Source organism: Aeromonas sp. 96A (genome assembly GCF_051919165.1).
GTDB classification, from domain to species: Bacteria; Pseudomonadota; Gammaproteobacteria; order Enterobacterales; family Aeromonadaceae; genus Aeromonas; species Aeromonas veronii.
Map to the genome: position 1 here is coordinate 3,363,115 of NZ_JBQBFE010000001.1, position 20,970 is coordinate 3,384,084.

Below are 20,970 nucleotides of genomic sequence, written 5' to 3' on the forward strand. Positions count from 1 at the left end.
ATCCATTAATCATCCTTTGGCAGCAACCGAGATAGGCCCACTTGAGCCGGTAGTTCCCCGATGACCTCAATCTTCCAACCCGTCATATTGGCCCGACACATGTGATAATGGTGCGCGATGTTGGCCTGCGCTTGCAAGGCGTGACGGGCTTTATCTAGTGCCTCAGTTGCATTGATGCCAATGCGGTTTAGCAGGAGTTCAACGCGGGTCTCCAGTTGCCTGCGTTCATGGGGGGAGAGTACCCCGGCCATTACCTTTGGCGCTACGTAAAGGCGGGCGTCGTCTTGCGAAATAGTCTTCAAGACACCGCGAGCGTACTCATTGGCGAGAGTGACCTCCTGGGCCATGTATTTGTGCATGAGGTGACCCTCTTCGAGGCGCATGATCACCTCGTTGACGTTGTAGTGACTGTGTTCCTCCAGATAGTCACGGACAAGGAGCTTATGGGCCAGCGCGATGACATCAGCCCGCTCGATATCGTTAGTGAGCCGAAGGCGTAATTCGGTTGCGCTGGCTAATTTGCCCATCGCGGCAGAAAGCAGACGACCACGTTGCGCCTGACCGGGGGACTCATCGCGACCGATAACTCCGGTTGGCAGGAATTTATCGGCTATCTCGCGGCTGACGGTGACGCGAATGCGGCTATTTTCCACGGTGAGGGTTTGATGCTTCATGTTACTGCTCCTGAGTCTGTCCGATGCCCGCGCCCACGGGGCCATGCCTATCATAATTGCGAGAGGCCTTTCGTGGGTAATTACACTGACTTGACCACTTACTTTGCACCCAGCCTTTTTAGAGAAGGTTCTTATGCATATTCCGGCCGATCATGAACACCGATTCCGGTTCAACGTGAACACCATTTCCGGACCAATGTGAACGCTCATTCCGGCTCAACCTGAACACTTTGCTCCTCCTTTCCGGAAACAGTGTTCAACATCCCGGAATCACTGTTCACATTCACCGGAATCATCCTTAACGCATTGATTTAACAACCTTTGATACGCTCTCCCTTTTGCCAGGGAAGAGCCTATGTCTGCCAAGAGGATTGCAATGCGTAAAATTCGTGAAGTGCTGCGACTGCGGCTGGAAGCTGACCTCTCTGTTCGCCAGATAAGTTGCTGCACCAAGGTCAGCGTTGGCTCCATCCAGAAACTCCTCAAAAGTGCCCAGACGCTCGGCCTGACCTGGCCCTTACCTAGCCAGCTTGATGATGGCCAACTGGCGGCCCTGTTCTATCCGCAGGCCGATACCACCATCTCGGCCCGCCATGTTGTACCGGATTGGCCCTCTGTCCATCAGGAGCTCAAGCGTAAGGGGGTCTCCAAACAACTGCTCTGGGAGGAGTACACCCAGCGCTATCCCAACAGCTGTTACAGCTACTCCCAGTTCTGCGACCGTTACAAATCCTGGTGTCAGTTGCAAAAGCGCTCCATGCGCCAGATCCACAAGGCGGGGGAAAAGCTCTTTATCGACTACTGCGGGCCCACGGTGCCCATCGCCTCGCTCTCCACGGGGGAGGTCCGTCAGGCCCAGATCTTTGTCGCCGTGCTTGGTGCGTCCAACTACACCTTTGCCGAGGCTACCTGGTCACAGTCACTGCCGGACTGGTTGCAAAGCCATGTCCGTGCCTTTGAGTTTTTCGGCGGTACACCTGCACTGCTGATCCCCGACAACCTCAAAAGCGGTGTCAGCAAGGCTTGCCGATACGATCCCGAGCTCAACCCCAGCTACCAGCAGTTGGCCGAGCACTATCAGGTGGCAGTGATGCCAGCTCGCCCTTACAAGCCCAAGGATAAAGCCAAGGCTGAGGTGGGTGTGCAGATCGTCGAGCGCTGGATCCTCGCCCGCTTGCGCCACCAGACCTTTTTCTCGCTGGCCGAGCTCAACCAGTGCATCCGGGCCTTGCTGGACGAACTCAACGAGCGCCCGTTCAAGCAACTGCCCGGTAACCGGCGCGAGGCGTTTGAGCAGTTGGACCGCCCGGCGCTGGGACCACTGCCGGTGCATCCCTATCGCTATGTCGCCATCAAAACGGTCAAGGTCAACATCGACTATCACGTCAGCTATGAGCAGCACCACTACTCGGTGCCACACCAGTATGTGGGCCAGCAACTGGAGCTCCATGCTGGCGACACTTTGCTTCAGGTCTATCACCAGCAACAGCTGGTCGCGAGCCATCCGCGTAAAACCATCCCGGGGATGAGCACGATCCCGGAGCACATGCCGGAACGCCACAGCAAGCAGCAACGCTGGACGCCAGGCCGTCTCAAGCAGTGGGCTGCTGATATCGGACCGGGCACCTTGTGCTGGGTGAGCGAACGGCTGGAAGAGAAAGCCCATGTCGAGCAGGCATACCGACTCTGCCTGGGGCTACTGAGTCTTAGCCGGGAGTATCCGCCATCACGGGTCGAGGCCTGCTGTCAGTTGGCTAATCGGGAAGGACTGGTGCGACTCAAACAGCTCAAGTCGGTGCTGACCAGTGGCCGCGACCAACTGCCCGAAAGCCCGCTGAGCTACCCAGAGTTACCGCAAGAGCACGAGAACATCCGTGGCCCCCAGAGCTTCCACTAAAGAGGATACGCCCCATGACCCAACAAACCCTGACCCGCCTGAGAAACCTGAAACTGACCGGCATGGCGGATGCAGTGCAACAACAACTGGAACAGGCCAGTACCTACGAAGGGCTGCCCTTCATCGAGCGTCTAAGCCTGCTGGTCGAACACGAACAACTGAGCCGGGAGCAACGTAAACAAGCTCGGCTAGTCAAGCAGGCGCGGCTCAAACTCCAAGCCACGGTGCAAGAGGTGGACTACCAGTCTGCACGCAACCTGGAGCGGTCACAGGTTGCAAACCTGGCCCAAGGAGAGTGGCTGCGCCGAGGCCAGAACCTGCTCATTACCGGCCCCTGTGGCTGTGGAAAAACCTACCTGGCTTGTGCGCTGGGCTACCAAGCCTGTCAGCAAGGGCATAGCACTCGTTACTACCGGCTGCCGCGTCTGCTACTTGAGCTGAGCCAGGCCAAGGTAGATGGCAGTTACGCCAGACTGCTGGGTCAACTGGCCAGGATAGAGCTACTGGTCCTCGATGACTGGGGACTGGAAGCGGTGAATGCCGAGCAGCGCAACGCCCTGCTGGAGATCATGGATGATCGGTACGGGAAATACTCGACGGTAGTAGTCAGTCAGCTGCCAACTGAAGAGTGGTACGCGAGCTTGGGTGACAACACCCTGGCAGATGCGATCCTGGACCGGCTGATGCACAACGCTCACCGGCTGTCACTGAAGGGAGAATCGATGAGAAAGAGGAGAAGTGAGTTGACCCAATCTGAACAGTCGAGTTAGAAACGGGATGACGTGAGCGCGTTAAGGATCAGGGTGTTCACGTTGGCCGGAATGGCTGTTCAACTTCGCCGGAATACGCATCTTATGGCTGGATTTGCATCAGTGGTTAGGGGTGACGGCCATTGCCGACCTTGGGATAGATGGGCGTAATGATGACCAGCATCCAGGGCCAGGGAAGCAGTTACTCTATTCAAGAGAGGAAAACTTCTTTACGGGTCTGGCGGCGTTTGCTGTTGAACTCGTAATCAGCGAAGGTCAATTGATGACTCACGTTGGAGTTCGTTCTTGGTACAAAAGAGACTCTGGTGGTACTATGTCAAGGCCTTGTAAGGTATTGATTTTTAAGGTTCTAGCCCTTCCGATCGCTCAGCTACGGGCACATCTTGCTACGCAAGAGCACGGAATAAGCCGTGGACAACGCTGCGCGTTGACGCACCGCTTATCTCCGCTTGTACCCGTAGTCGCTCCCCAAGGGAATCAATCTCCTCTCATTTCTTCAACAGATCACGCAGATAGCTGTTCCGGTTATGGGCATTGCTGGGCGCTTTGGTGATGGCTGCAAACTCAGCTGTGCTGCCCACGATATGGACCTCATGCTCGGCCCTGGTTATTGCGGTATAGAGCCAGGCCCTGTCAACGATCCTCCCCTTTTGCAGCGCGATGATGATGCGTGGGAACTGCGAACCCTGAGCTTTATGGAGTGTGATGCAGTAGCCCAGCCTCATACAGTCCAGCAGGGATTGGGTGACATACACGCTCTCGCCTGTGTCCAGTTCAACCACTCCGTAGTCATCTCCAGCCCCGACAGCGCGAGTTAGCGTTCCGAGCGAGCCATTTTGAATGCCTTTCTCGTAATTGTTCTGAGTGAAGAGGATCACATCTCCTTGGCGCAAATCGTTGCGGCGGTAGGTTTCGCCATACATCTCAAATATCATCCGAGCACCATCAGGGTTGACGGCCTCCTGAATAAGATTATTGATCTCCGCCACCATAGCGGTGGTCGCACCTACCACTCGGCTGTTCTCGGGGGATTGCTGATATAACTCGGCACAGACTTGGGCGATCCTCTCTTTGGATGTTTCGTGGAAATAGACGTTACCCATGCTCAAGTGCTCCGGTATGAGACCTTGATTGACCTGCATAGAGTATTCAGGAATGCCTGTGGCTCCCTTCTGGCGTTTAACGATGTCCAGGGTCACGTTCGCAATGGCCTGTGATGCAACGATATCGGCTAGCACCTTGCCACATCCTATCGGAGGTAGCTGGTTTGGGTCACCCGTGAATATGATCCGCACGGTGGGGTGCAGATGGTTGGTGAGCCGATACATGGTGGGCAGGTCGATCATGGATGCTTCATCGATTACCAGCAGATGGCTGGGAAACCCATCAGATGGTTCTATGGGCTCTTGCCGCAACAAGGCGGAAATGGTCATCGTCCTAAAGCCTATCGACTCGTATAGGCGCATTGCTGCGCGTCCAGAAAGGGCGACAGCATGCACCTCAAAGCCCATTTTGCCATAGGCCCGCAGTGCCGTTCTGAGCACTGTGGTTTTGCCAGTTCCTGCGCCCCCCGTGATGCAACTCACCGCATTGTTTAGCGCGGTGAGCACCGCTTCATTTTGCATCGCGGTCAATTCATAGGGCAGCTCATTAACCGCTGCGAGAAACGCAGCATTGGTGGACTCATCGTAACGATTTTGCTGTTTAGCAAGTTTCAACAGCCGCTTGGCAACAACAGTCTCCATCAGCAATTGTGCGGTAGGGTGATAGGTTCCTGTCTGAGGATTTAGGACAAATTGCGCTTGGTTGTAACCCGCTTGAAATGCCTGTGCAGCCAACTCTTTATCGCCAAGCAGCTTGATCAGGAGGGGGAAAAGTCTGGTTTGAGTCGTGTAGGTGTGGCCCTTTTCAACTTCTTTATGGATGGCAAACTCAAGGGCGGCACTCAGTCTCTTCGGATCTTTTAGTTCTACCTCAAACTTCGTTTGAGAAAGGGTATCCACTTCTTCAAACTCCATTCCGAAGCCGACCAACAAGTAGGGATTATCTTTGATTGCTTCAACGGATCCTTCGCCATGGAACTTCAATAGGCGCTGCTGAATGGACGAGGGGATCCGGCATTCGGCCATCCAGTTACAATGGCTCAAGTTCTTGTATTTGGCGTATCCATTGAACAGGGCATCGATAGATACATCACTCAGAATGCCCCTGAGGCGCTCTCTAGACTCTGGCGTGTCGGTGCGCAGGGTGGCGTGAAATTGTGTACCCAGTCGCTGCCAGAGCGCTCTGGCCTTGCCAAGGCCAATCCCCTTGAAATCGGGCTCCTTGGCGATGAATTGGATCAACTGCTCTCCGGTCTCTGGCAGGGTGCATATCACATGCTCAGGTGATTCGTAGGTATGCTGCTGCATAACAACATCACCAATCTCGACCCTCTCAATGAGGGGTATTCCATGGACTGTCCATTGCTGGCCCTGTGACGGTTGTGCCGGAAGGGTGTCAGGCCGCGCCTTAATGGTCACATAGTATTTGCCATCCTTGATCTGGTTGGTCTCGTCATTAAGTGGTATTCCAGAGAAAATCACGTAGCTGGATGAGCTATATGGGATACTGGTAACACGAAATAGTTCGGAATGGAGAGATTGGTTCATCGTGGCAAGATCCCCATTTCGGCCAATGTCTCAGATAGCTCACCGAAGCGCTCCAGTCTGGCTTTTAGCTCCCTTAGCTGCGCTTTCAGTTCAATATTCTCCTGCTCCAATATTGATACCCGTTTGGTATCAAGTAGGCGTCGATGAGTCGTAGGGTCGTAAGTCTTGGGAGCATCTGCATGTTTTTTGACTTGGGCGGTTATTGGCGGCAACACCCCTTTCTCTCTCAAGCTGTCTTCCAAGTGCTGTAGTTTCTTACGAAGCTCGGGATTTTGAACCAAGGCGGAGCGACCACAATCGATCGCCTTGGCGATTTCACCACGACTGAGATTTCCTCTATGAATTATCTGTCGATAGCTATCATCGGTTTGTGTTGCTTTCCATAGTTCGAATGCCCTGACGGTTTCCTTGGCTTTCTCCGCACCGCTCCCCATCATTGACCTCCTGTTCGGCGTTTAACTTCTATAAGCGGCTTTCCAAGCATATCCTGTAATTTTTTTAGATCGGTACTATCTGTTGGGAAGTTATCAATTGATGTCATTCTGACACCATGCATGTAAGCATTATATTGCCATACTATGAAACGCTGTTTGTATGCATCATTCAAACTATTTAATCTGGCCAATTCATTCTCTAAAAGAGCAACCTTTTTTATAAGATACTCAAGCGTTACATCACGCTCTTTGGTAGGCTCAGGTTGAGAAGAACGTTCTTTTAAAAATGTCTTCCTTCGCGAGTATGCATCTTGAATATCTTTGTAAGAGGATAATGATTGACGTTGGACGCCACCTTTAACATCAATCATTATGGCAACTTTTTGACAGAGCAACTCCCAAGTTAACTTTCCTTCCCAAGTATTAATTAGACCTAGTATATTAGGCAGATTTTTTTCTGTGATAACTATTTTAGGCATAACAAATCACCCATAATATTAAAAGCTTTAGAATCGATAGAGTCAGGCGATTGAACTTCAATATTAAGCCCCTTCTCTAAAAGAACAACCTTGGCTGGCGAGGGATCATATACATCAGGAATACGAATGGGGGTGCCATCAAGAATATTGTCATCCTCTAATAGCCGGATCTTTGTTCTAATATGAGCAAGTCGCCAACCGTGTGAGCTAACCCAGCGGTCAGCACCAAAGGCCCCCATTTTATGGCTTTGCTGTGCTTTTTCGAGTTGAGCTGCCACTTGAACTTCTCGTACTTTCAACAGCTCCAATGAGCTACTGAGGCCTTTGATACAGACCAATTCTTTGCAGGTTTCACAGTCACCGTTTCGCTGACATGGAGTCATGGCAAAATCATGTTCACACACGCCTAGCTCTGTTACTATCGCTGCACCAGTAAGGTTCTTTCCGATTTCCTCGAAACTAATTGGAAGGTTACATTTTATTTTGTCCAACGTGTTTGCATTTTCAGGGATAGTAATAACTGCAATTGCATTGGACTTTTCTTCTTCTGTGCGATGATCATAGCTGGCATTATCAGCAACTCTTGCTCTCCCTGCCCAGTTTGCAAGCGTCAACTCATCCATCCCACCCCGTTCAGCTTTGGTACTTAGCCAATGCCTAGCTTGATGGGATGTTATATCGGGTTGTGAGCCATCCTCTCGTAATATGTTATGTTTCTTCCAAAGGAGGACTCCTTTTCTGGCCTCAGACCTAGAAATCCTTGCATTAATTATGTTCACCGTAGGTATAACAAACGAGTGTTGAATAACATCATGTTCGGCATGTAACTCACGGTCTCTATATAGTAACAAAGCCTCTGAGGCCTTAACTTTTTTTGCGTTATCAACAAAAGGCCAGTTAACCAATTTACTGATATACACCATACTCCCATTGTTATCTGGATGCGTTTCTGCATACATCGCTGCCTCCCGTGCAGGCATGCTAATTTTTTTCAATCGTTCGATAGCTTCCAAAGCTACATCTTGCATGACAGTAGGAACCCATTTAATCCCTTCGTTGCCATTTTTGGCTGGCACCCAACGTATTCCAAGTTTAAGTTCTCCGCTGCGATTCTCCTCCCATACAGTACAATCTATAGGCAATGAGAATAACTCAGAGCATCGGGATGGTGCTTGCATGAGCAATGCTATTACAGAAGTAAAATATTCTGCTTCAATACCTAATGAAGGTGCGTCATGAAATAACTTAGCAAATAACATCATATCCTCTTCTGAGGGCAATTTATTTTTACGATGTTCTTTTCCATTCTCATCAAGTTGAATAGTTAAATCTTTTACTTTTTGATATGGATTTGACCACCCAGGAAGACTCGGTGTTATAAAGTTGTCACGGCAGAAATTAAGAAGAAGCTCCATTTGATAGCCCGCTTTATTTCGACCTGCCAGATTTGATATGCGTCTATTAAAAATATCGCCTAGCCTTTCTAAAACTAGGCCATCGAGCATCAGAATATCTGCTTTATGTTTTGATAGAATCAATGCTTCTTCAAGTATTCGAATAGCTTCGAAATGTCTGTGAAGATTTGTTATGGGTTTTAATGCGTAAATGTAGCGAATGTATGCTTTTGCAAAATCAATAAATGGTGCACCTAGGGGAGAGAAACTATAGGAAGTTGATGGCTCTAAATTTGTGGAGAAACGGGCAACAACACGGCGAGTATTGTGAAAAGTGTGCCATAAATTATGATCCCAGCAATCTTCACCGAAAACAGTTAATTTGTTTTTGCTACTTTGAATGAATTTTTCTAGATTCGCTTCTGAATTCAGTTCTATCGCAGGCTTAAAATGAAAAATGTTACTGTCCACTGATTATCCTCATGCTCGTTGTTGTTTCAGTTCAAAGCATTTCTGCACAACCCATTCAACTGCTAAAATTAGCCTATCTTTTGTTGCCGCGTACTCTTCACTTTTTGTCGTTTTCAACCTTACCTCTTTCTCCGCATATAGATGGGATAAGAATTTCTCGTGAGGAGCATCTAATAATGGTCTGAATTTTTCACAAGTATAACAACTTTCATACCCCTTAATGCAAAAGTCATTGGTGCCGCATGCTCCTACGATATCGTTATCCTTGTTTGGTATGCGTGCAGCAAGGTCATGTCCTCGCTCACCCTGCTCTAAGTCAACGATAATGCGACCTAGGAATGCATTAGCAAAGGGAGCCAGTTGTTTGCCAATGGCCTTGTCAATATAGGTCACGGTATCTGCGGTATTTTCTGTATAGACCTTAACATTTTGTGTGTCGTTGTGATCCAATGCCTCCGCTATGATCAACGGCCCCAAACCTTTTCGACCAAGGTTTGTTCCTCTTGTATGACGAAACCGCCGAGCCGTTATATGAATATAGTCTCCTGTTCTTTCAGAAATAGCTTTTTGTTTTCTTTGAAAATTTTTTAGCAGGTGCTCTCTTAGATCTATTGATGACATATTGAAAATGTCAGTTTCTAATAACTCATCAGTCAATGATGTTCTTTGCGCCGCTAACTCAAAAACCATTTCCCAATCAATAAATAATGGAATTTTTGTTGCTTGAGAAGCAGTCAGTTTTATTGAAAATTTTGATTCAAACTTCTTTGTTTCATCTCTGATTAAATTACGCAACGTTAGATAGAGCTCTTCCGTAATTGGAAATTTTTTAAAAGAGAAACGGAATCCACCACCGCGCTGCTTTGCTCTCGGTATATTGAGGTAAAAATTTGTCACATTCTTACTGTGATCATGTTCTTTAAATAAATCGACAGCCTTTATTTGTCGTAACTGTGTGGGGCGTCTAGCTGTAGCTTGCAATAAGCTCACATATGCATAGCATTGAAATGAGATATAGTTATCCCTGAATAAGCGAATAAGTTCATGATTTAATGCAAGTACCTCATTGTTAGTAAAGGCACCTGTTTCAGGGCAACGATTGGCAACAGACACTCCTTTCTTGTTTCCTGATAGAGTTAGTATTTCTAGTGTTTTCACCATCTCTGTTGTTACACCATAATAGCCATATTCATTCCAGCTAACAAGAAAGCCACGGAGTGAACCTAAGTACCATTCATGACTTTTATCAAGCATTGCTCGCCAATTGAGTAATACATCCTCATCTAGTTTTTTGAATCTAGTGTCTCGCAATAGTCGTTGGAAGCATAGATACATATTGGATGTATGGTGTGCTGATTGTTCTTCAGCATAAGTTGCTAGTGTTTTTTTAAATCCATCCAGTAGTTCTGGTTCCATAGATAAAACATCCGGCATGAATGCAATGCTGACATCTTTATTCAACATCCAGCGCTCTGAGTGAAAATCAAAGCTGTAACCATCTTTTGATACTAATTTTTTTGAGCTAAACCTTGATGGGAAATCGTCATATTCTTCCTCAATGTAATCATATTTATTCATTTGTACCCTCTATTCGTTGAGATTCAATAAGTTGTCTCTGTAGTTCTTCTTGCTCTTCGAGTACGAGCTTGTTTGTTTTTTTGCGAATATGACGTTCAACATATGGTTTGGCAGAACTTTCTGATGTGTGCCCCATTTGATGCATTCGGCTTTTTGCTTCTTCACTAGGTGAAATAAAAGTACGGTTGTTGTTCGGGTCTTTAGATAGAACATTGTTCTTGTCAATTATTTCTGAGAACCACTGGTTCCAGTTATGCCTAAAATAATGTGGGTGTATTGATTTGAACCGCTCATCTACAGATTTCATTGTTGGCACGATGATACTATCAAATGTACTGGTCGAGATTGGCAGTCCTTGCGTTTTTCCCTTCCTATGTGTAACAAACAAATATGGATGCTTGTTCGCGTTAGGAGTCTTTGCTCGTATATTTATGATGTAGTCATCAATGAGGGCCGCAGTTTCATCTCTAATTCGCAACCTTCTTTCTTTCGTTTTTGCTACAGGCTGATTTTTGCGAGGATCATATATGTCATCATGGTGACGTTTTACCCATATGAATTTATTTGGCCCGTGAAGCATTAAAAAATTCGATTCAATAGATAGTGATAGTAACTCACCTCTTCGTATGCCTAGTTCTTTTAAAAGTAAAAACATAAGATGATTTCGTTTTTTTGTCGAAGCATGTTTGAATGGATTCTTTGGATGGTCGAATTGTGCCACAGCCATAAATTCCTCAATTAATCCATCAGGCAAATCTTTACCATCCAGTTTGTCTACAACATTCTTACCTTTGCCTCTAGGGCGAACATCCAGTATGCGTTTATTCATACTGTTAATTTCTGTGAGTAGTTCAGTGCTATTACAGTTCTGTACAGCTACTCTAGCAATGAAATCTAAATAACCTGCAATAGCTGTCACTCGATTGTAAATGTTGTTACGTCCCACAGTGGGGGTGACACTGATTAGTCTTGGGGTATTAAATAAATCAATGACCTTATCTCTGGTTTTTTTACTTTTAGCTAAGCCTTTGACATGAGAAATATCATGACTGAGATGTTCTTTGATGTTGTCAATGTCAGTGTCGCTAAGAAACTTACCTTTCTGAAACTCGGAGAACAGGTCTCTGTGTTTATTTTCTTCCCATTGAAGAAACCACTTTAATGCACCTAGGCGATTTGAAATGGTATTCACCGACAAGCTGCTACGAAGTTTTGTTGTCACCCAGAGGGTAGCAAGAAAATGAGGCATACCATCATTGCCCATTAAGACAGGGTAACGTTCACCATTTGCAAAAATCAATCTATCTAGCTTATACACTGTGCATCCTAATCTTACATTTTCCTCATACATAAAGTTATAGTGCTGAAAATCGCGATGGCAAGTGAAATGCAAAAATAAAAAAACCCAGCATTTCTGCTGGGTTGCTTTGCACTCAAGATGGCGAAAGTGATTTATTCTTACACTTTCATCTTTTACAAGATCTAGAACGGGATATCGTCGTCGAAATCCATCGGCGGCTCGTTATATACCGGCGGCGCAGATTGCGGCTGCTGGGCAGGACGGCCATAACCGCCTTGCGGCTGCATGTTCTGCTGCGGAGTCGGTGCCGGGCGCTGCTGATTCATCGGCTGCTGGGCAGGCATGCTCTGCTGCGGCTGACCCCAGTTACCCTGGGATTGGCCACCCATGTTCTGGCCCATACCCTGACCGCCTTGCGGACGACCACCCAGCATCTGCATCACGCCAGTGAAGCTGTCGACCAGCACTTCAGTGGTGTAGCGTTCCTGGCCGCTCTGATCCTGCCATTTGCGGGTTTGCAGTTTGCCTTCCACATAGACCTGGGAGCCCTTCTTCAGGTACTCGCCAGCCACTTCGGCCAGCTTGCCCATGAAGACGACGCGGTGCCATTCGGTACGCTCTTTCTGCTCACCAGTCTGCTTGTCGCGCCAGGTTTCAGAGGTAGCCAGAGTAATGTTGGTCACAGCACCGCCACTCGGCATGTAGCGTACTTCCGGGTCTTGCCCGAGGTTACCGATCAGAATGACTTTATTGATGCCTCGACTGGCCATAATCTCTCTTCCACCTTATTTACCGGCCAGGTCGAAACCTGGTCCAACACGACTAGATACCTGATTAGTTGCTGTGTGCGGGGCGCAATGTCCCGCAGACGCATGTGACGGTCATAGTAACAGTTGCGAAGCGGATTGGCAGCATCCTTAACCGGCTTGATGTGCCAAAGGCAACTGTTGGCTCCTGCTGCAGTGATGGTCGGGTTGATGCTGTTTTGGGCGCGTCCGGCATCACATTTCTGCCATATATTCCTGTTATGCTGGCCGATTGGCGAATTGGAATCGGTTTTTAAATCGACTAAAAACATATGGTTACGATATTTATGAGATCCATTCTCATACTTTTTTAATATTGTGCTCCCATACCTCCTTGGTAGACTCAGTCGGCCAGATTAGGTGGTTTACAGGTTCAAGGAAGAGCACACAATGAAAGCCGCATGCCCGATCGCACTGGTCACTGAAAATAATGTGCAGGCCAGCACATTTGCTGCATACCTCATCTCTCATTTGAGCCGTCCCGTCCAGCTAATCCACGAGATTAATCAGCTAGATAACCAGTGTGACGGCACGCTGTTTCTCATCGATCTCGACTATATTCGCTCCGGCCAGTCACTGGGCTGGAACCGGGCGATCTCCGAACGCTTTGGCATGGCGACCACCGTGCTGCTCAATGCTCCCACTGCGACGGATCGCGACCTGCTGCTGATGTGGCCGCAGATCTGCGGTCTGTTTTTCCGTCAGGATCCGCTCGACAGACTGGTTGCCGGGTTGCAGAAAATCCTGTTGGGCGAGTACTGGATGCCGCGCCACCTGCTGTGCGAGCTGGTCGAATACTATCGCCAGGGCAACAGTTATCTGCTGCGTAACGACACTCTGCTGACCGCCAGAGAGCAGGAGATCATCCGTTATCTGATGACGGGCGCCTCCAATGTCGAGATCGCCGACAGCCTGTTTGTCAGCGAGCATACCGTCAAATCCCACCTCTATAACGTCTTTAAAAAGCTGAATGTGAAGAACCGGATCCAGGCGGTGAGCTGGGCCAAAGAGTATCTCGATGCTCCGGACTCCCACTGATGAAAGCGCTCTCTGTGGCGTGTTGCCTCGCGCTGCTTTGGGGCTGCACGACCGTTGTGGCAGCCGAGGCTGATACACCGCTGGAGTCGGTGCAGCCGGAGCAGGAGAGTGATCGGCTGGATGTGGATGGTCTGGTACTGGATCGCACCTTTACCCGTTTCGGTCAGGGCTTTTATAACGAATTTACCCGGTTGCGCAGCGATGAAGACCCGGATGCCAGAGAAAATCTGACGATTCATGAGCGCCCGACAGCTCGCTGGGGCAGCCTGATCTGGATCACTCATAACCGGAAGGTGATTTTTAAAACCGCGCTCTCTCCCGGCCGCAATCAGCAGGAGCAGAGCGCCAAACTGGCTTGGTCACAGGTCAGGCAGACCCTCGAGCAGCAGAAGATCGCGACCCTGTTCATGGATACCTTCGATTTGGAACATGATGAACTATAAGGATATTTCTCATGCGTGCCCGGTTATGGCTAGTTGCAGCCCTGATAGCGCCAGCGCTCCATGCGTCGGAGCTTGTCTATCGCCCCGTCAACCCCAGCTTTGGGGGTAACCCTCTCAACAGCAGTCATCTGCTTGGCACCGCCAATGCGCAGAATGATTACAAGGATCCCGCCAGTGGCAGCGGTAGCAGCGGCACCTCGGCGCTGGATCGCCTGACCTCCAACCTGCAATCCCGCCTGATCAGCCAACTGCTGGCCGATATCGGCAAGGATGGCAGCCAGAGCGGCAGTCTGGTGACCGATGATTTTGCCATCAATGTGGTGGATGAAGATGGCACCCTGGTGGTTTCGATCACCGACCGGGTGACCAACCAGACCACCATGATCGAAGTGAATGGCCTGATTGCCGACTGAGGGCGCGATGAAACGACAACTGTTATTGATAGTGCCCCTGCTTGCGCTGGCTGGCTGTGCGACCCATATCGGCTCGCCCGTTGCCGATGAGAAGGCAACCCTGATGCCGCGCTCCGTCTCTTACAAGGAGCTGATCAGTCTGCCCAAGCCAAAAGGGAAAATTGTTGCGGCCGTCTACGATTTTCGCGACCAGACCGGTCAGTACCTGCCTGCACCGGCGTCCAACTTCTCAACGGCGGTCACCCAGGGTGGGGTGGCCATGCTGAGCACGGCCTTGTGGGATTCCCAATGGTTTGTGCCGCTGGAGCGGGAAGGGCTGCAGAACCTGCTGACTGAACGCAAGATTGTGCGGGCGGCCCAGAACAAGCCCAATGTTCCCGGCAACAATGCCAATCAACTGCCCTCGCTGGTCGCCGCCAACATCCTGATCGAGGGGGGGATCGTCGCCTATGACAGCAATGTGCGAACCGGCGGGGCGGGGGCCAAGTATTTTGGCATCGGCGCCAGCGGGGAGTATCGGGTCGATCAGGTGACGGTCAATCTGCGTGCCGTCGATATCCGTTCAGGCCGGATCCTGAACAGTGTCACCACCTCCAAGACAGTACTGTCGCAACAGGTGCAGGCAGGGGTATTCCGTTTCGTCGAGTACAAGCGCCTGCTGGAGGCCGAGGCCGGTTTCAGCACCAATGAGCCGGTACAGATGTGTGTCATGTCGGCTATCGAGTCCGGGGTGATCCGGTTGATTGCCAATGGTGTGCGGGACAATCTGTGGCAACTGGCCGACCAGCGGGATATCGACAATCCGATCCTGCAGGAGTACCTGCAAGACAATGCCCCGCTGCTTTGAGTTTTCCCGCTCGTGCAATGCCCTCCCTGGTGGAGGGCATTTTTTTGGCCTCCATCGAATACGAATTAAGACTTTCTGCTCAGCGACAGGGCGACGCTTTTCATCCTCGAATCAGCGGAGTGCCTGATAGGCCGCCTCTGGTCTGACAGGGATACTGTGGGCGTTTTCCAACAAGGCGATGGCGCGATGAAACACCTGTTGAGTGCTCTCTTTTTCCTGCTGATATCGGGCGGCCCGCAACTCGCCGCAGAGCCTGCCGCCTTCGACGAGCTGGCGATGGCAAGCGAGCTGGATTCCGGTCTGCAGAACGATGGGAATCAGGCGCTGTTGTGGCAACTCGGTAGCGAGCAGCAACTGCACCTCACCCAGCAAGGGGAGCTGAATCAGGCGCGTCTGCTGCAACAGGGTTGGGCCAATGAGTTGTCGCTCTCCCAGGTTGGAGATGAGAACTGGGTCAATGGCGCGCAACTGGGCGAGGGCAATAGCGCCGAGCTCTATCAGGCGGGCATCAATAACCGGATTTGGCTGCTGCAACAAGGCAGCGGCAATGAAGCTTGGATCAGTCAGCAAGGGGCAAACAATCAGGCCCGGGCGATCCAGCTGGGTGATGGCAATCAGGCCAGCATCGAGCAAAACGGTAACGGATTGGCGGCAACCGTTATTCAGACGGGAGCCAATCAGCAAGTAAATGTCGTTCAAACCAACTGAGCCTAGGCTCAACCATTAGCACGAGAGGGAAATCATGTTTAAACGTACCATCATTGCCTCGGCAGTTCTTCTGGCGACCAGCACCGCTTGGGCGGCATCTACTGGCAATCAGGCTGAGGTGACTCAGGCTCAATTCTCCACCGGCAACCTGGCGTACATCCAGCAGGTCGAGGAGAGCACGGCTAACAAGGCGGCGATCTATCAACAGGGTAACGACAACCTCGCCTCGACCGAGCAGCGCAATACCGGTGCTTCCACTGCTGATATCAAGCAAGCCGGTGGCAAGAACGAAGGGGAGGTATTGCAGCAGGGGGTGACCAATAAATCGACCGCGACCATTGATACCAGCGGAGAGCTGAACAAGGCCTCGATTACCCAGCAGTACTACAACGGTGAGGCCACGGCCAGGGTGAGCCAGCTTGGTGATGGTAACGATGCCCGCATCAAGCAGGATGATGGTGACCGTGCCAATTCAGTGATTGAGCAGCAATCGAACGATAACAGTGCGCAGATCAATAACTACTGGTCTGATTATGCCAATGCGACCATTACCCAGTCAGGAGAAGGCGGGCATATTGCGGATGTCGATCAACGCGAATCCGATGGTGCCGTTGCCAGCGTGGCTCAAGAGGGGGGCAATAACACGGCCTTAGTCGCACAACGTACAAGCAACTTCGGTTACGGCGCAAACGAGGGCACCTCTGCGGTCGTCAAGCAAAGTGGCAATGACAACACTGCCGAGGTCACTCAGCTGGGGCTGGCCAACGTGGCAACGGTGGAGCAAAGCGGGACCACTGGCAGCGTGACAGCCCAGCAGTCTGGTGCGACCGCCGGACAAGGGAACAACCTGCTGGCCAAGCAGGCTGGTTCCGGTGAAACCGCCCTTCTGACCCAGACCGGAAGTCGTAACCAGATCGACTCTGAGCAGAGAGGTTCTGAGGATCTGTTGACCATCACCCAGAATGGTAACGACAACATCGCCAACGCCAGACAGAGCGGAACTGGTGAAACGGCGGTCGTGACTCAGCTGGGTAATGGCAACCAGGCCGATACCAACCAGCAGGGGTCTGGCAACACTGCACAGGTCACTCAGAATGGCAGCAATAACCAGGCGGTGGTTGATCAGCTGGCCAGCAGCGTGGGTGGGTTTGTCACTATCGATCAGTTGGGTAGCGACAACTATGCGAATGCAGTGCAAGAGGAAGGTAGTCGCAACAAGGTCGATATTGACCAGAACGGCACTGGCAACCAGGTTGCCACCGCGCGTGGCGTTGAGGGCAAAGGAGCCTGGACCTGGGGCTCGGACAACGAGCTGGTCGTGGCTCAGAAAGGCACTGACAACTGGGCTTATGCCGATGCGTCTCACTCTGACTCTGTGGTGACAGTGACTCAGGATGGGAAACTGAACAGCGCCAAGGTCGAATCCTATCTGGGTAGCGACAACACGCTCACCGTAAGCCAGTTAGGTGAAAAACACGTGGCCAACGTTTACGTCAATGGCGGCATGGGCGGTGGCAATAACGAAGTCGACGTTGCACAAACCGACAGCCTCAACACTGCCAATGTGACTGTCTATGGCAGCGATAACATGGCCTATGTCTATCAGGGTTCTGGTAGCAACTGATGGTTATCTCCGGATTCAGGGGCCTGCGGGCCCCTCTTTTGTTGGTGCTGCTCTGTGGGTTGATGCTGGTTTATCGCGTTCCTTCACCAGCAACTGCAAGGGAAACCGAGATAGAACCCGATCCGTCGATCCGCTTGTCCCTCAATATGGTGCAGAGCGAACAGGGGCTGTCACTTGCGCCAACGCTGCTCAGCAAGCGCGACTTGACGGTGAGTGTCAGCTTGCTGGTGCATGGCGAAGGGGCGGCCGGGAGCACGACTCAGCGCCAGAGCCGTAATCTGTCGCTGCAGGCTGGAGTGGTCATGGCGGTTGGCAAAATAGGGCTGGGTTTGCGTTGTCCCTATCGGGTCGAGGTCACCGCTCTGATATGGCAAAACGAGCGGCTGCTGGTGGAGAAAAAAGAGCAGATGGGGTGCGCCGGATGATGCGCATTTCATCTCATGACTGTCTATTCATCCAGTAGTCTCTATGCCATACTGACTCGCTCAGGTTTCTGTATCGAGCGTGCAACAAGATGGAAAAGATCGTGGTCCGGGGTGCTCGCACCCACAACCTCAAGAACATCAATCTGACCCTGCCCCGCGACAAGCTGATCGTGGTCACCGGCCTCTCCGGCTCGGGCAAATCCTCTCTGGCGTTCGATACCCTCTATGCCGAGGGGCAGCGCCGCTATGTGGAGTCCCTCTCCGCCTATGCTCGCCAGTTCCTCTCCCTGATGGAGAAGCCGGACGTCGACCATATCGAGGGGCTTTCGCCCGCCATCTCCATCGAGCAGAAGTCCACTTCCCATAACCCGCGCTCGACCGTCGGCACCATCACCGAAATCTACGACTACCTGCGTCTGCTGTTCGCCCGGGTCGGTGAGCCGCGCTGCCCGACCCATGCCATTCCGCTTGCCGCCCAGACCATCAGCCAGATGGTGGATCAGGTGCTGGCCCAGCCGGAGGGGAGCAAGCTGATGCTGCTGGCCCCGGTGGTGCGCGATCGCAAGGGGGAGCACACCAAGCTGCTGGAGAATCTGGCGGCCCAAGGCTACATCCGTGCCCGCATCGACGGTGAGGTGTGCGATCTCTCCGACCCGCCCGCGCTGGAGCTGCACAAGAAGCACACCATCGAGGTGGTGGTGGATCGCTTCAAGGTGCGCGAGGACCTTGCCTTGCGTTTGGCCGAGTCGTTCGAAACGGCGCTGACCCTCTCCGGCGGCATCGTACTGGTGGTACCGATGGACGGTGAAGAGGGGGTTGCCCCCATGACCTTCTCCGCCAACTTCGCCTGCCCGGAGTGCGGCTACTCCATGTCGGAGCTGGAGCCGCGCATCTTCTCCTTCAACAATCCGGCTGGTGCCTGCCCGACTTGTGACGGTCTCGGGGTGCAGCAATATTTCGATCCGGCCAAGGTGATCGGCGATCCGGCCATCAGCCTGGCCAACGGCGCCATCCGTGGCTGGGACAAGCGCAGCTTCTACTATTTCCAGATGCTGAAATCTCTCTCCGAGCACTACAAGTTCGATCTGGAGACGCCGTGGGAAGATCTGCCGATCAAGACCCAGGAGGTGCTCCTGCGTGGCTCCGGTCGCACCGAGATCGAGTTCCGCTACATGAACGACCGCGGCGACGTGGTGGTGCGCAAGCACCCGTTCGAGGGGATCTTGCACAACATGGAGCGGCGCTACCGGGAGACCGAATCCAACTCGGTGCGCGAAGAGCTCTCCAAATACATCGCCAACAAATCCTGTACCAGCTGCGGTGGCAGCCGACTGCGGGAGGAGGCACGCCACGTGTTCGTTGACAACCGCAACCTGCCGGCCATCGCCGAGCAGTCTATCGGCGATGCGCTCGCCTTCTTCGAAGGGCTGAACCTCACCGGACAGCGCGCCCAGATTGCCGAGAAGATATTGAAAGAGATCGTCGAGCGGCTCGGCTTCCTGGTTAATGTGGGTCTCAACTATCTGAGCCTGTCCCGCAGCGCCGAGACCCTCTCCGGCGGCGAAGCGCAGCGCATTAGACTGGCCAGCCAGATCGGTGCCGGTCTGGTGGGCGTCATGTATGTACTCGATGAGCCTTCCATCGGTCTGCATCAGCGTGACAACGAGCGGTTGCTCAAGACCCTCACCCATCTGCGCGATCTGGGCAATACCGTGATCGTGGTGGAGCACGACGAGGATGCCATCCGCCTCGCCGACCATGTGCTCGATATCGGCCCGGGCGCTGGCGTGCACGGTGGCGAGATTGTTGCGCAGGGCACCCCCCAGCAGATCATCGACAATCCGGAATCGCTGACCGGTGACTACCTCTCCGGTCGCAAGCAGATTGCCATTCCGGCCGAGCGCACGCCGCTCACCGGCAAGTGGCTGAAACTCAAGGGGGCAAGCGGCAACAACCTGCGCAACGTCAACCTGGATCTGCCCATCGGGGTGATGACCTGCGTTACAGGTGTTTCCGGCTCCGGCAAGTCGACCTTGATCAACGACACCCTGTTCCGCATCGCCCACCGCGAGCTCAACAAGGCGACCGAGTCCACCCCGGCGCCCTATCGCAGCGTCGAGGGGCTGGAGCATCTGGACAAGGTGGTGGATATCGACCAGAGCCCCATCGGCCGTACCCCGCGTTCCAACCCAGCCACCTATACCGGTTTGTTCACTCCGATCCGCGAGCTGCTCTCCGGCACCCAGGAGGCGCGTTCACGCGGCTATCAGCCGGGCCGCTTCTCCTTCAACGTGAAAGGGGGCCGTTGCGAGGCCTGTCAGGGGGACGGGGTCATCAAGGTAGAGATGCACTTCCTGCCGGATGTCTACGTACCGTGCGACGTCTGCAAGGGCAAGCGCTACAACCGCGAGACGCTGGAGGTGAAGTACAAGGGCAAGAACATCCACGAAATCCTCGAGATGACGGTGGAAGATGCCCGCGAGTTCTTCGATCCGGTGCCGGCAGTGGCGCGCAAGCTGCAGACCCTGATGGACGTGGGCCTCTCCTATATCCGTCTCGGCCAGTCTGCTACTACCTTGTCGGGCGGCGAGGCGCAGCGGGTCAAGCTGGCGCGCGAGCTCTCCAAGCGGGATACCGGTCAGACTCTATACATTCTGGATGAGCCGACCACCGGGCTGCACTTCCACGATATCCAGCAACTGCTCAAGGTGCTGCACCAGCTGCGGGATCGCGGCAATACCATCGTCATCATCGAGCACAATCTGGATGTGGTTAAAACTGCCGACTGGATCGTCGATTTGGGACCGGAGGGCGGCGCCGGTGGTGGCCGCATTCTGGTGACGGGGACGCCGGAAGAGATTTGCACCAATAAAGAGTCTCATACAGCTCGTTTTTTGCGGCCACTATTGGCGCGATAAGCCGTTATAATCGAGGGGCCTTTGGCCCCTTTTTGTTATAAAAATCGGGAGCATAGGGGGACGCTCGTCAGGTGTGGGCAGGCTTGGTATCTCAGCATCA

At 52.2% G+C, this 20,970-nt stretch carries 18 protein-coding genes and 1 pseudogene; 10 read left to right on the forward strand and 9 right to left on the reverse strand.

Annotated elements, in window-relative coordinates; translation table 11 throughout:
* Window positions 1-5: 5 nt before the first annotated feature.
* Window positions 6-674: a hypothetical protein gene (locus ACTG2W_RS15620; RefSeq protein WP_017780890.1), complete on the reverse strand. Its 669-nt coding sequence runs from the start codon at window positions 672-674 to the stop codon at window positions 6-8.
* 355 nt (window positions 675-1,029) lie between these two features.
* Here ACTG2W_RS15620 and istA point away from each other — a divergent pair, with 355 nt between their 5' ends.
* Together istA and istB are read left to right on the forward strand one after the other, a co-directional pair.
* Entirely contained in the window at window positions 1,030-2,571 is a 1,542-nt protein-coding gene (gene istA, locus ACTG2W_RS15625) for an IS21 family transposase (protein WP_164535986.1), read from the forward strand.
* A gap of 14 nt (window positions 2,572-2,585) precedes the next feature.
* Window positions 2,586-3,341, forward strand: a complete 756-nt coding sequence (istB, locus tag ACTG2W_RS15630; RefSeq protein ID WP_059296348.1) for an IS21-like element ISAs29 family helper ATPase IstB — start codon at window positions 2,586-2,588, stop codon at window positions 3,339-3,341.
* A 109-nt stretch (window positions 3,342-3,450) separates the two neighbouring features.
* Here istB and ACTG2W_RS15635 read toward each other — a convergent pair.
* The 8 genes and pseudogenes from ACTG2W_RS15635 to ACTG2W_RS15670 form a co-directional block, all read right to left on the reverse strand.
* A pseudogene (locus ACTG2W_RS15635) lies at window positions 3,451-3,612 on the reverse strand (IS5/IS1182 family transposase); the annotation flags it as partial.
* A gap of 217 nt (window positions 3,613-3,829) precedes the next feature.
* Window positions 3,830-5,992: an AAA family ATPase gene (locus ACTG2W_RS15640; protein WP_164535987.1), complete on the reverse strand. Its 2,163-nt coding sequence runs from the start codon at window positions 5,990-5,992 to the stop codon at window positions 3,830-3,832.
* On the reverse strand, window positions 5,989-6,429 hold the full coding sequence (locus tag ACTG2W_RS15645) for a VPA1267 family protein (protein WP_201909211.1): 441 nt from the start codon (window positions 6,427-6,429) through the stop codon (window positions 5,989-5,991). The genes ACTG2W_RS15640 and ACTG2W_RS15645 overlap by 4 nt, the downstream gene beginning before the upstream one ends.
* A complete protein-coding gene (locus ACTG2W_RS15650) occupies window positions 6,426-6,905 on the reverse strand; it encodes a hypothetical protein (RefSeq protein ID WP_164535988.1) in 480 nt (159 codons plus the stop codon). Before ACTG2W_RS15650 ends, ACTG2W_RS15645 begins: the two co-directional genes overlap by 4 nt.
* Window positions 6,893-8,770 (reverse strand): integrase, encoded by a 1,878-nt coding sequence (locus tag ACTG2W_RS15655; RefSeq protein ID WP_164535989.1) that lies wholly within the window; start codon window positions 8,768-8,770, stop codon window positions 6,893-6,895. The genes ACTG2W_RS15650 and ACTG2W_RS15655 overlap by 13 nt, the downstream gene beginning before the upstream one ends.
* Before the next feature lie 9 nt (window positions 8,771-8,779).
* Window positions 8,780-10,348 carry a site-specific integrase gene (locus tag ACTG2W_RS15660; RefSeq protein WP_206525790.1) on the reverse strand — a complete coding sequence of 523 codons (1,569 nt, stop codon included), beginning with the start codon at window positions 10,346-10,348 and terminating at the stop codon, window positions 8,780-8,782.
* Entirely contained in the window at window positions 10,341-11,666 is a 1,326-nt protein-coding gene (locus ACTG2W_RS15665; protein ID WP_206525791.1) for a site-specific integrase, read from the reverse strand. The genes ACTG2W_RS15660 and ACTG2W_RS15665 overlap by 8 nt, the downstream gene beginning before the upstream one ends.
* Before the next feature lie 164 nt (window positions 11,667-11,830).
* Entirely contained in the window at window positions 11,831-12,418 is a 588-nt protein-coding gene (locus ACTG2W_RS15670; protein ID WP_106843539.1) for a single-stranded DNA-binding protein, read from the reverse strand.
* A gap of 426 nt (window positions 12,419-12,844) precedes the next feature.
* Here ACTG2W_RS15670 and ACTG2W_RS15675 point away from each other — a divergent pair, with 426 nt between their 5' ends.
* The 8 genes from ACTG2W_RS15675 (at window position 12,845) to uvrA (ending at window position 20,870) form a co-directional block, all read left to right on the forward strand.
* On the forward strand, window positions 12,845-13,492 hold the full coding sequence (locus tag ACTG2W_RS15675) for a LuxR C-terminal-related transcriptional regulator (protein WP_042080923.1): 648 nt from the start codon (window positions 12,845-12,847) through the stop codon (window positions 13,490-13,492).
* Window positions 13,492-13,935: a curli production assembly/transport protein CsgE gene (locus ACTG2W_RS15680; RefSeq protein WP_005355005.1), complete on the forward strand. Its 444-nt coding sequence runs from the start codon at window positions 13,492-13,494 to the stop codon at window positions 13,933-13,935. Before ACTG2W_RS15675 ends, ACTG2W_RS15680 begins: the two co-directional genes overlap by 1 nt.
* An 11-nt stretch (window positions 13,936-13,946) precedes the next feature.
* Window positions 13,947-14,348 (forward strand): curli assembly protein CsgF, encoded by a 402-nt coding sequence (locus ACTG2W_RS15685; RefSeq protein WP_042063493.1) that lies wholly within the window; start codon window positions 13,947-13,949, stop codon window positions 14,346-14,348.
* 7 nt (window positions 14,349-14,355) lie between these two features.
* Entirely contained in the window at window positions 14,356-15,195 is an 840-nt protein-coding gene (locus ACTG2W_RS15690; protein ID WP_005355003.1) for a CsgG/HfaB family protein, read from the forward strand.
* Between the two features lie 186 nt (window positions 15,196-15,381).
* Entirely contained in the window at window positions 15,382-15,903 is a 522-nt protein-coding gene (locus ACTG2W_RS15695) for a curlin (RefSeq protein WP_106843540.1), read from the forward strand.
* Window positions 15,904-15,937: 34 nt separating this feature from the next.
* Complete coding sequence (locus ACTG2W_RS15700; RefSeq protein WP_106843541.1) at window positions 15,938-17,527, forward strand: curlin; 1,590 nt, start codon at window positions 15,938-15,940, stop codon at window positions 17,525-17,527.
* A 62-nt stretch (window positions 17,528-17,589) separates the two neighbouring features.
* Window positions 17,590-17,952 (forward strand): curli-like amyloid fiber formation chaperone CsgH, encoded by a 363-nt coding sequence (csgH, locus tag ACTG2W_RS15705; RefSeq protein WP_235657012.1) that lies wholly within the window; start codon window positions 17,590-17,592, stop codon window positions 17,950-17,952.
* Between the two features lie 89 nt (window positions 17,953-18,041).
* Window positions 18,042-20,870 (forward strand): excinuclease ABC subunit UvrA, encoded by a 2,829-nt coding sequence (gene uvrA, locus ACTG2W_RS15710; protein ID WP_106843543.1) that lies wholly within the window; start codon window positions 18,042-18,044, stop codon window positions 20,868-20,870.
* The last annotated feature ends 100 nt before the right edge of the window (window positions 20,871-20,970 follow it).

Excerpts from the sequence above, each read along its gene's own strand:
- ACTG2W_RS15660 (WP_206525790.1), bottom strand. The coding sequence starts at position 10,348 with ATGAATAAATATGATTACATTGAGGAAGAATATGACGATTTCCCATCA.
- ACTG2W_RS15650 (WP_164535988.1), bottom strand. The coding sequence starts at position 6,905 with ATGCCTAAAATAGTTATCACAGAAAAAAATCTGCCTAATATACTAGGT.
- ACTG2W_RS15690 (WP_005355003.1), top strand. The coding sequence starts at position 14,356 with ATGAAACGACAACTGTTATTGATAGTGCCCCTGCTTGCGCTGGCTGGC.
- istB (WP_059296348.1), top strand. The coding sequence starts at position 2,586 with ATGACCCAACAAACCCTGACCCGCCTGAGAAACCTGAAACTGACCGGC.
- uvrA (WP_106843543.1), top strand. The coding sequence starts at position 18,042 with ATGGAAAAGATCGTGGTCCGGGGTGCTCGCACCCACAACCTCAAGAAC.
- istA (WP_164535986.1), top strand. The coding sequence starts at position 1,030 with ATGTCTGCCAAGAGGATTGCAATGCGTAAAATTCGTGAAGTGCTGCGA.
- ACTG2W_RS15640 (WP_164535987.1), bottom strand. The coding sequence starts at position 5,992 with ATGAACCAATCTCTCCATTCCGAACTATTTCGTGTTACCAGTATCCCA.
- ACTG2W_RS15645 (WP_201909211.1), bottom strand. The coding sequence starts at position 6,429 with ATGATGGGGAGCGGTGCGGAGAAAGCCAAGGAAACCGTCAGGGCATTC.
- ACTG2W_RS15695 (WP_106843540.1), top strand. The coding sequence starts at position 15,382 with ATGAAACACCTGTTGAGTGCTCTCTTTTTCCTGCTGATATCGGGCGGC.
- ACTG2W_RS15680 (WP_005355005.1), top strand. The coding sequence starts at position 13,492 with ATGAAAGCGCTCTCTGTGGCGTGTTGCCTCGCGCTGCTTTGGGGCTGC.
- ACTG2W_RS15700 (WP_106843541.1), top strand. The coding sequence starts at position 15,938 with ATGTTTAAACGTACCATCATTGCCTCGGCAGTTCTTCTGGCGACCAGC.
- ACTG2W_RS15685 (WP_042063493.1), top strand. The coding sequence starts at position 13,947 with ATGCGTGCCCGGTTATGGCTAGTTGCAGCCCTGATAGCGCCAGCGCTC.
- ACTG2W_RS15670 (WP_106843539.1), bottom strand. The coding sequence starts at position 12,418 with ATGGCCAGTCGAGGCATCAATAAAGTCATTCTGATCGGTAACCTCGGG.
- ACTG2W_RS15675 (WP_042080923.1), top strand. The coding sequence starts at position 12,845 with ATGAAAGCCGCATGCCCGATCGCACTGGTCACTGAAAATAATGTGCAG.
- csgH (WP_235657012.1), top strand. The coding sequence starts at position 17,590 with ATGCTGGTTTATCGCGTTCCTTCACCAGCAACTGCAAGGGAAACCGAG.
- ACTG2W_RS15620 (WP_017780890.1), bottom strand. The coding sequence starts at position 674 with ATGAAGCATCAAACCCTCACCGTGGAAAATAGCCGCATTCGCGTCACC.